The sequence below is a fragment of the Geobacter sp. genome (genome assembly GCF_030834625.1).
Taxonomy (GTDB): Bacteria; Desulfobacterota; Desulfuromonadia; order Geobacterales; family Geobacteraceae; genus Geobacter.
The window spans coordinates 18,784-28,704 of sequence record NZ_JAUQXO010000008.1; the positions used below are offsets into that span (position 1 = coordinate 18,784).

The following is a 9,921-nucleotide window of genomic DNA, read 5'->3' on the forward strand; positions in this document are numbered from 1 at the left end:
CGTTCACCCGACTTTTCGTGGATTCCTGTTATAATCATTAGAAATAATGATAGTCATTCGCTCTTTTCTTCAGAAAAGAGGGGGAAGCGCAATGGAACAGGATGAATTCTCCTTACGAAAATTCGTGGCTCCCGAATTCATATTCGGCAACGACGCCCGCAAATTGGTTGCCCGTTACGCAAAAAACTTCGGCGCCCGCAAGGTGCTGCTCGTTACTGATCCCGGGGTACTGGCGGCCGGGTGGACGGATGATGTGATCACAACCCTGAAGGAGGCAGGCTTTGACTATGCTGTCTATTCTTCGGTAACCAGCAATCCCAAGGTTAATGAAGTCGAGGCCGGTGCCCACTTCTATCAGCGGGAAGGGTGCAATGCCATTGTCGCGGTCGGGGGAGGGAGTCCCATGGACTGCGCCAAGGGGATCGGCATTGTCAGCGCCAACAAACGGGATGTCCGCGAGTTTGAAGGGGTGGACAAGGTGGAACTCTCCATGCCTCCCCTGATCTGTGTCCCGACCACCGCCGGCTCTTCCGCGGACGTTTCCCAGTTTGCCATCATCACGGACGCCGATCGCAGGGTAAAGTACGCGATTATCAGCAAAATGATTGTTCCGGATGTCGCTCTGATCGATCCGGTCACCACCACATCGATGCCTTCGGAGTTGACGGCGGACACGGCGCTGGACGCCCTGTGCCATGCGATCGAGGCTTTCGTCTCAACGGCCCATTCCCCCATCACCGACCTCTTTGCACTTCAGGCAATCAGGCTGGTTTCTTCAAATCTTCTGCCGACTCTTGAGGCCCCGGACAATCGCAATTTCCGCGGCCGGATGATGCTGGCAAGCCTGGAAGCGGGGCTCGCTTTTTCCAATACCAGCCTCGGACTTATCCATGCCATGGCGCACAGTTTGGGAGGGCTCTTGGATGCTCCCCACGGCGAGTGCAACGCACTCCTTCTCCCCTATATCATCGATTTCAATTTTGATGCGGTCCCGGACCGCTACATGCTTATCGGTGAGGCAATGGGACTGTCGACCATGGGGATGGCCCCTGATGACATGAGATCTGCCCTGCACTCCAAGATTACTTTCTTCAGGGAGTCGGCCGGAATTACCCATACCCTGGCCCGTCTCGGCGTTACAAAGAGCGACATTCCCGAGCTCGCACTAAAGGCACTGAACGATCCCTGTATCTTTACCAACCCACGGCAGCCCACCATTAAGGACATTGAGGCTATCTATGAAAAAGCCCTCTGATCCGACGGAATCCTGGGAGGCCGAGCGGGAAAAGATCATAGGACTTGGTGAGCGTTCCCTGCGAAAGACCTATTATCCTGAGCTTCAGCAAAAACTCGATGAGCTGGAACGGTTTCGGGCCCTTCTGGACCAAAGCAACGACTGTATCTTCCTCCTTAAAATCCCGTCTCTCTCCTTTATAGATGTCAATGAATCGGCCTGCCGCCAACTGGAGTGCAGCCGGCAGGAACTCCTTTCCCTTCCCCTCGAAAAATTCGTCCCGGAGGTTGCGGCGGTCAGAATCAGGGAACTGGTAGCCTTCGGCCATGCGGAAGGAAGGGACCAGGACACGATTACCACCCAGCTGTACAAGTGTTCCGGAGAGAAGCTTCCGGTGGAGATCACCATCAGGCTGGTCAGTTTCCATAAGAACCTGTACGGCGTTGCAGTGGCCCGGGACATAACCGAACGAAAGCGGGCGGAGAAGGCGCTCCTGGAGAACTTCAGGATACTGCGTGAGATGGAACTTGCCCGTCAGATCCAGCTCTCCCTCCTCCCTGCCGCTCCTCCGGAACTGCCCGGTGTCCGTCTCGCCGGATACTGTCTTCCCGCCACCCATGTGGGTGGTGACTATTACGACTTCTACCGACGCGAAGACGGCATACTGGACATGGTCATCGCCGATGTATCGGGACACAGTTTCGGTGCAGCCCTGATGATGGCCGAGGCCCGCTCTGTTCTGCGAGCCCAGGTTAACTCGTTCACCGGCACCGGAGATATCCTCGCCAGCCTCAACGATATTCTCTACGAGGATCTCAGCCAGGCGGAGCTCTTCATCACCATGTTCTATGTCAAGTACGACACCTCGACCTGTACCCTGACCTATTCAAACGCGGGGCACTGCTCACCACTTCTTTCCCGTCGCTCCGTCTCAGGGTGCAGTGAGTTGGACGCCGAAGGACTTATCATGGGGGTCAGGAAAGGGCTCCCTTTCGAAGAAAAACAACTCTCGATGGAGGAAGGTGATGTGCTCATCCTCTACACCGACGGCATCATCGAAGCCCAGAACGACGCCGGAGAGCTGTTCGGCCTTGGCAGGCTCTGCGGCATCATCGGCGCACGGCATTCGGAATCGCCCCGGGAGATCAGCGACGCCGTGCTCCGGGAGGTGTCGGCATTTACCGGAGGCGCACCCCCGCAGGATGATATGACCATGATCGTCATGAAGGTCGTGTAACCCCAAGACGCAAGCCTCCTTTTCCCTGTTCATCAATCCCGTGGATTTTTTTCGTCTCACCCCTTGCATTAAAAAAGTGATGAGTATATTCTTTATTTGAACAAACGTTTGAATGAGGCAGTTATGTCGAAGAAGGACCACCGCTTATGTCTGATAGCCGCCGCTACCCCTCTGTTTGCCGCAAAGGGGCTCTCCGGCGTCAACGTCAGAGAGATAGCCCGGGCAGCCGGTGCCAATCCTTCACTTATTTCGTACCACTTTGGCGGGAAGGAAGGGCTGTATGCTGCCGTCATCCGCGAGCAGTTCGCCGGCCTCGGACGGATCGCCGTGATCGCCGACATGGACATTAATCCGGGAGAAAAATTTGCTGCATACCTTCTGGAGTGCGGCATCTGCTTCCACCGGGGAACCGCGGAAGAGTTCGTGCCGGCCACCGCCAGCGCCAACCCCGATGCCCCCGAATGCCCCCACTGCCTCAACAACGATGCTGAATCCTTTGCCAGCCTGGTGGAGAAGGCGGAGAAAGTTGCATGACAGAACGGGATACGACACGGGCAGACACTGATTGCCGTGAAACGCTCATTGCCGTCGCCACCCCACTTTTTGCCGAGAAGGGGTTCAACGGCGTCAGCGTCCGGGAGATCGCCGGGTACGCCAGCGTCAATGTTTCCATGATTTCCTACTATTTCGGTGGCAAGGAAGGGCTTTACGCCGCCGTCCTCAACGAGCAGTTCGCCGTCCTGAAGCGTGTTGCGGAGATCAAACCGATGGAAATTGATCCTCTGAAAAAGTTCGAACTCTATGTCAGGGCCACCGTTGCCCGATACCGGAAGAGCCCCTATCTGCTCAGGTTCTACACCAGCGAGCTCACCAATCCGACCCCCTGCTTTGTCACCATCGTCAAGCCGGCCATTCAGGGTGTCGTGAAGATCCTCCAGGAGACCTTTGCCGACGGTCTGTCCCACCACCAGTTCCGGGAAGGGCTCGACCCGACCGATACGGCCCTTGCCCTGGCCGGCATGATCAACTTCTATTTCCTTCTGGAGCCGGCGACCGGCGAACTCGTGGACCATTCCCCCGAGCGCGACGAGGAGCTCATCCAGCACATCATGGACATTTTCACGAAGGGGGTGTTGAAGTAGTTTTTTTACCGTCGCATGAAACAAGCGTTTGTTTGAATTATGTCATGGCCTTGGACGATGGTGCAGGCAACAAAATGCCGCAACGCTGCGGCGAACCGGTAGGAAAGGGAGGAAACCATGGAATCGAACAAGATCATCGAATGCGGAATCTGCTACTTTCAGGGAATTGCCCGGGATTTTACCCCCCTCACTGTCAGTGCCGATTTCAGGGCTCTGGAGTGCCCCAACTGCCTTAACAATTACGAAGAGTGCTTCGAAGAGGTAAAGAAGGTCGAGGAGAAGGTCGCTTAATCATCCACAGACATCGTCCGCCATCGGGTTGTGATGACGAAAGCCGTTTCGGGAACACCGGGCGGCTTTTTTGTTATACTTAGCCCCATGCGGCGTACGCCCAGAGGGGGCGACACCACGGTACGCCCGTTCAGACAGGGGAGGGGGAGCAATGCACAATCGACAGGAGATATACCTTAATGGGGCCTGGACCCCGTCCTCGACAGGTGAGTTCATCGACGTCGTCAATCCGGCGAACGAGGAGGTGATGGGACAGATTCCCTCATGCGGCGAGGAAGATGTGGAGTGGGCGGTGGCAGCCGCCCGCGATGCCTTTGAAAGCTGGGGAAGCACACCGGTCGGTATCCGCAGGGAGTTTCTCCGCAAGATCCGCGAAGGGATGGTAAAACGGGGAGAGGAGATTGCCCAGACGATCACGGCGGAGCTCGGTATTCCGATCAAACTCTCCCGACGCATCCAGGCAGGGCTGCCGACCGCCGTCATGGAGAGCTACGTGAAGCTTCTCGCCGACTACCCCTTCGAAGAACGCATCGGCAACTCTCTTGTCGTGAAGGAGCCGGCGGGGGTTGCGGCCTGCATCACGCCGTGGAATTATCCCCTTCACCAGGTTGTTGCCAAGGTGGCGCCTGCCCTGGCTGCCGGCTGCACTGTCATTCTCAAGCCGAGCGAAGTCGTCCCCCTGAGCGCATTCATCCTTGCCGAGATCATCCACGAGGCAGGGCTTCCGGCGGGGGTCTTCAATCTGGTGAGCGGTTACGGTGAGCCGGTGGGTGAGGCCATGGCAGGCCACCCCGGCGTGGACCTCGTGTCGTTCACGGGGTCGGTGCGGGCCGGCATGGCGGTTTCCGGTCTGGCCTCGGCGACCCTCAAGCGGGTTGCCCTCGAGCTGGGAGGGAAGTCCGCCGCCGTGATTCTCGACGATGCCGATCTTCCCGCAGCGGTAAAAGGAACCGCGGCCACCTGTTTCGTCAACTCGGGCCAGACCTGCAGTGCCCACAGCCGGATGCTGGTGCCGGAGCAGCTCTACGAACAGGCCGCTCAACTGGCGGTGGAGGCGGCAGCCGCCTATGTGCCGGGAGATCCGCTGGCCGACCAGACACGACTCGGTCCCCTGGTCTCCGCCACCCAGCGGGAGCGGGTGCTTGACTACATCCGGAAAGGACTCTCCGAGGGAGCGGATCTGCTATGCGGTGGCCCCGAGCCGCCCGAAGGGATGGAGCGGGGCTATTTCGTGAAGCCGACCGTCTTCGGCCGTGTCACTCCCGACATGACCATCGCCCGGGAGGAGATCTTCGGGCCGGTCCTTTCGATCATGACCTACCGGGACGAGGAAGACGCGGTGAGGATCGCCAACGACACCATCTATGGCCTTGCCGGCGGCGTCTGGTCGGGGGATGTGCAGCGGGCCGAGTGGGTTGCCCGGCGGCTGCGGACTGGCCAAGTGGACATCAACGGCGGCTCCTTCAACCCTCTGGCCCCCTTCGGCGGCTACAAGCAGTCGGGACACGGCCGGGAGTTGGGGAAATACGGGCTGGAGGAGTTTCTGGAGCTCAAGGCAATCCAGTTCAGGGAGTAGCACTATTCTCGGATACTTCTTTTTTGAGGTCGAACCGGTTACACAGTTCCACGGAGTTTCCGGTAAAGGGTGTTCCTGCTGATACCCAGCATCCGTGATGCCGCCGCGATATTTCCCCCGGTCCGGGTCAGGGCGCTGGAGATAACGCTCTCCTCCATGGCGGCAAGGGATTTTTCTCCTCCTTTCTCCAGGGATGGAAGGGGAGAGGCGCCTGAAAGAACTCCCGCCTGTTCCAGGAAATCCTCGGGAAGATCTTCGACGGTTATTTCAGTTCGGTCGCCCAGGAGAGCCACGGCGGTCCTGAGTACATTGTGCATCTGACGGATGTTTCCTGGCCAGGGATGGGATTCGAATATCCAGGCGACTTCCGTTGCCAGGTCCGGGTGCCGGCCTGTACCAGACAATTCCCCAAGTATCCGCCGGGCCAGAGGGAGCTTGTCTGTCCGCTCCCTCAGGGTGGGAATGGTGACGAGGAGGCCGTTGAGGCGGTAGTAGAGGTCTTCGCGAAAACTCCCCGTGGACACCAAGTCACGGACCCGCCGGTTCGTGGCGCAGATTACCGTCATGTCCACCCGATGGGTTGCCGACCCGCCGAGGGGAGACACCGTCCGGTCCTGCAGCACCCTCAGGAGCCGGGCCTGCAGGTTCAGCGGCATCTCGCCAATCTCGTCGAGGAACAGGGTGCCGCCGTCCGCTTCCCGTATCTTGCCGATATGTCCCTTTCGACGCGCCCCGGTAAAAGCCCCTTCCTGGTACCCGAAGAGCTCAGACTCGATCAGCCCCTCGGGAATTGCCGCGCAGTTTACCGGGACGAACGGGCCTTTGCGCCGCGGACTGGCACCGTGGAGGGCGTGGGCGAGGAGTTCCTTTCCGGTCCCCGATTCCCCCTCGATCATGATCGGGATGTCATGTCCCGTGACCCGCCGTACTTTGCCGATGACCGCCTGCATCTTCGGGTCCCCCAGCTGCAGGTCTTCCAGCAGGATTCCTTCTGTACTCTCTCCCGGGCGAAGGGTTTTCGTTGCCGCGACGACAGGGCTGCCAGAGACGATGGTCGAGGGAGAAGCGGAAGTGCCGAGGCAGACCCGCCCGTAGATTTCAATTCCCGAGGGAAGCGGGAACTTCAGTACCGGTTGGGGGCGAAGACGCGCCTGCTCCTGAAGCTTCGCCAGGGAGATGCCGAATATCGTCGAAAAGCTTTCCCCTGTCATCCGGCTCCGGTCGAGGCTCAACTGCAGGAGTGCACTGCGATTGGCGGCGATAAAGCGGCCATCGGGGGCAAAGACGGCGATCCCCTCGTAGTGGGTGCCGAGGAATTCTGGTCGAAGGTGGAAATTGATGACTATATCGTCGGGAAACTCGGGGATGAACATCTGGTTTTCGATCATCTGGGCAGAGAGCCGCACCAGGGCCATGGTGTGATGCTGATGGGTCCGTGAGTCTCCGGAGACGTCGAGGACACCGAGGATACAGCCCCTGGGGTCGAAGATGGGAGCGGCAGCGCAGGTCAGGAAGCGGTTGATGTCCCTGAAATGTTCCGCGCTGTGCACAAGCACCGGAGCCTGGTCTACCAGGGAGGTTCCGATCGCATTGGTGCCATTTACCCCCTCCGACCAGATTCCCCCCGGTTTCAGGGAAACCTGCTGAGCCTGCTGCACGAAATCGGCATCGCCTATGGAATGAAGTATCACACCCTCGCGGTCAGCCAGAAGCACCATGCTTGAGGTTCCGGATATCTCCTGGTAGAGACCTTCCATCACCGACCGGGACCGGGTAAGGAGAACATGATTCTTGTCCTGACGCCGCAGCAGGTCATGCCGGGAAGTACACCGGGCACCCCCCTGTCCCATGACTATTCCCCGCTCCGCGGAGCGTCGCCACGAACGGAGTATGGTGTCGGCCACGAGACCGGTCGGGACTGTCCCCAGTGACAGAAACTCTTCACGGGCTTTCCGGACAGGATCAAACTCTTCTGTAGCGAATCTCCCCATCACATCCTCCCTATAACCGCGTTATGCGTACTTAGGCTCAAGCGCAGGTTCAGACTTTGTCTGCGAGGAATATACTGCCATATCCATGCCATGGGATGATGCGATTATGTTTTAAAATGTGACATGGCAGTTTTTCACATGTCACATTGTGGGACACTTTCTCGGTCTAGTGTTTAGCATTCGTTAACAAAAAGATGTTTAACGCGTCTTTAGCTGGTGCAGACATGACTCAAAACAGTGTGAAATATATGGACAAATGTTCGGAACGATATATTCGACCAGAAATATAAAAAAATGTTTTACGCGTTGGTATGGTCACTGCTCTCTCTCCGGTAACGTGCACCGGCACAAACATTCAGAGGGTGAACAAAACGCCTCGACACTAAAAGGAGACAGACCATGGCAACGGTAATCCAGGAAATCGATCAGATGATGGTAAAGGCACGCAAGGCAGCCGAACTGATGAATACTTTGACCCAGGAGCAGGTGGACAGAATCACCGAGGCCATGTGCAAGGCCGGCGTTGCTGCCGAAAGGAAGCTTGCCGAGATGGCCGTTGAGGAGACCGGCATCGGCAACGTGGAGGACAAGGTCATCAAGAACCACTTCGGCACCCAGACCGTCTATGACTACATGAAGGACAAGAAGTCGGTCGGCATCATCGAGGAAGACGACAGCATCCTCACCATTGCCGAGCCGTACGGCATTATCGCCGCCATCACCCCGGTTACCAATCCGGCCGCTACGACCCTCTTCAAGTCCCTCATTGCCCTCAAGGGGCGCAATGTAATCTGCTTCGCCTTTCACCCCAAGGCACAGAAATGCAGTGCCGCGGCCGCCCAGATCATGCTCGACGCAGCCGTGGCTGCGGGTGCTCCGGCGAACTGCATCCAGTGGGTCACGGAGCCGTCCATTGAAGCCACGGACTCCCTCATGAAGCATCAGAATGTGGCGATGGTCATTGCCACCGGCGGCGGAGCCATGGTCAAGGCAGCCTACAGCTCCGGCCATCCCGCCCTGGGCGTCGGACCGGGCAATGTACCCGTCTTTATCGAAAAGACCGCCAATCTTCATATGGCAGTGGAGGATGTCATTGCCTCGAAAACCTTCGACAACGGCACCATCTGCTCCTCCGACCAGTCGGTGATCTTCGACGACCGGAACGTTGCGGAAAAAGCCCTCATCCTCTTCGAGAGAAACGGCGCCTACCTCTGCAGTGACGCAGAGAAGGCCAAGCTGGAAGCGGTGATGTTCGACAAGGAGCGGGGTGTCCCGGCCATGCAGATCATCGGCAAGAAGCCCCAGGTTATTGCCAAACTGGCCGGTTTCAGCGTGCCTGACAGCATAAAACTGCTCATGGTGCCCCTCACCACGACCGGTCCCGAAGACTGGATGAGCCACGAGAAGCTCTCGCCGGTTCTCGGCTGGTACATCGTGGATACCAGGGAGGAGGCAATTTCCGCCGCCGTTTGTCAGCTTGAGTTCGGCGGTGCCGGCCACTCGGCCGTTGTGTTCACTGAGGACGAAGAGGTGGCAAAAGAGTTTGCCCTCCGGGTTCCCGCCAACCGGGTTGTCTGGAACCAACCTTCGGTTCACGGCACCATCGGCGCCCTTTACAACGACTTGGTTCCGTCGCTCACGCTTGGCTGCGGTGCCATGGGGGGGAACATCACCACGGAAAACGTGGGCTACAAGAACCTCCTCAATATCAAGAGGGTTGCGAGAAGGAGACTGGCAGCGTAACAGGCATACCCTTTCAACGGCTGCCCCTGACCCACTGCAGTCAGGGGCAGCCACCCCCCGTAATGTTCTGATGCGGCTCTCCCTGTTCGATGCTGCATGGGGAAAGGGGGTCTCGGACAGTAATCATTTTTCACCTGTGTGGGGAATAGCTCGACAGTGTGGAGATTTGCCATAGAATGGCCGAGATGACACTCCGCATCACATAGAGGCGCACGAGCAGCCTGATACCGTTTCCTGATCGATTTCGACGCCGATCCGTTCTCTTTCTCCCGTTTTTAACATTCCGCAGCCCTGCATCATTCCTCACTCGGCTTCCAGTCTGCGTTTGCACTGCATCATCCTTCCTGCTTCTCGCCTTTGGCGTGTCTTTTGCTTTTTAATCGGCATCGTCATGTCGATAGTTATCCAATGACGCACTGAAGCGCTCCTCAGGAGGTAGCGTGAAAAACACAAAGATGACCCTTTCCACCGCGACCATGAATCTCGACTTCGTGAAGAAAGTCGAGGCCCTGTCGGGGAGCTCGGTGCGGCGCTGTTTCCAGTGCGGCAAGTGCTCGGCCGGCTGCCCCATGCGTTCGTTCATGGAGCATCCCCCCAACCGGATCGTGCGGTTTCTGCAGCTGGGGCAGTACGAGCGGGTCCTGGCGGGGCGAAGCATCTGGTACTGCGCCTCCTGCGAGACCTGCACCACCCGCTGTCCCAACAAG

General features: G+C 58.1%; 9 protein-coding genes. 8 read left to right on the forward strand and 1 reads right to left on the reverse strand.

Translation table 11 applies throughout. The features are described from left to right. Window positions 1–91 precede the first annotated feature (91 nt). The 6 genes from ercA (at window position 92) to RCH91_RS00630 (ending at window position 5,480) form a co-directional block, all read left to right on the forward strand. Complete coding sequence (gene ercA / locus RCH91_RS00605) at window positions 92–1,255, forward strand: alcohol dehydrogenase-like regulatory protein ErcA (protein ID WP_306532573.1); 1,164 nt, start codon at window positions 92–94, stop codon at window positions 1,253–1,255. Then, window positions 1,239–2,471 carry a SpoIIE family protein phosphatase gene (locus tag RCH91_RS00610; protein ID WP_306532574.1) on the forward strand — a complete coding sequence of 411 codons (1,233 nt, stop codon included), beginning with the start codon at window positions 1,239–1,241 and terminating at the stop codon, window positions 2,469–2,471. Before ercA ends, RCH91_RS00610 begins: the two co-directional genes overlap by 17 nt. A gap of 123 nt (window positions 2,472–2,594) precedes the next feature. After that, window positions 2,595–3,005 carry a TetR/AcrR family transcriptional regulator gene (locus tag RCH91_RS00615; protein WP_306532575.1) on the forward strand — a complete coding sequence of 137 codons (411 nt, stop codon included), beginning with the start codon at window positions 2,595–2,597 and terminating at the stop codon, window positions 3,003–3,005. After that, complete coding sequence (locus RCH91_RS00620) at window positions 3,002–3,613, forward strand: TetR/AcrR family transcriptional regulator (protein WP_306532576.1); 612 nt, start codon at window positions 3,002–3,004, stop codon at window positions 3,611–3,613. The genes RCH91_RS00615 and RCH91_RS00620 overlap by 4 nt, the downstream gene beginning before the upstream one ends. Before the next feature lie 117 nt (window positions 3,614–3,730). Further along, on the forward strand, window positions 3,731–3,904 hold the full coding sequence (locus tag RCH91_RS00625; RefSeq protein WP_306532577.1) for a hypothetical protein: 174 nt from the start codon (window positions 3,731–3,733) through the stop codon (window positions 3,902–3,904). Window positions 3,905–4,055: 151 nt separating this feature from the next. Then, window positions 4,056–5,480 (forward strand): aldehyde dehydrogenase family protein, encoded by a 1,425-nt coding sequence (locus RCH91_RS00630; RefSeq protein ID WP_306532578.1) that lies wholly within the window; start codon window positions 4,056–4,058, stop codon window positions 5,478–5,480. Between the two features lie 38 nt (window positions 5,481–5,518). Here RCH91_RS00630 and RCH91_RS00635 read toward each other — a convergent pair whose 3' ends face one another. After that, complete coding sequence (locus RCH91_RS00635) at window positions 5,519–7,471, reverse strand: sigma-54-dependent Fis family transcriptional regulator (protein ID WP_306532579.1); 1,953 nt, start codon at window positions 7,469–7,471, stop codon at window positions 5,519–5,521. 399 nt (window positions 7,472–7,870) lie between these two features. Between RCH91_RS00635 and RCH91_RS00640 the strand changes: the two genes are divergently transcribed. Further along, on the forward strand, window positions 7,871–9,214 hold the full coding sequence (locus tag RCH91_RS00640; protein WP_306532580.1) for an aldehyde dehydrogenase family protein: 1,344 nt from the start codon (window positions 7,871–7,873) through the stop codon (window positions 9,212–9,214). Window positions 9,215–9,654: 440 nt separating this feature from the next. After that, window positions 9,655–9,921: 4Fe-4S dicluster domain-containing protein (locus tag RCH91_RS00645; protein ID WP_306532581.1), on the forward strand; the 267-nt coding region annotated here is incomplete at its 3' end.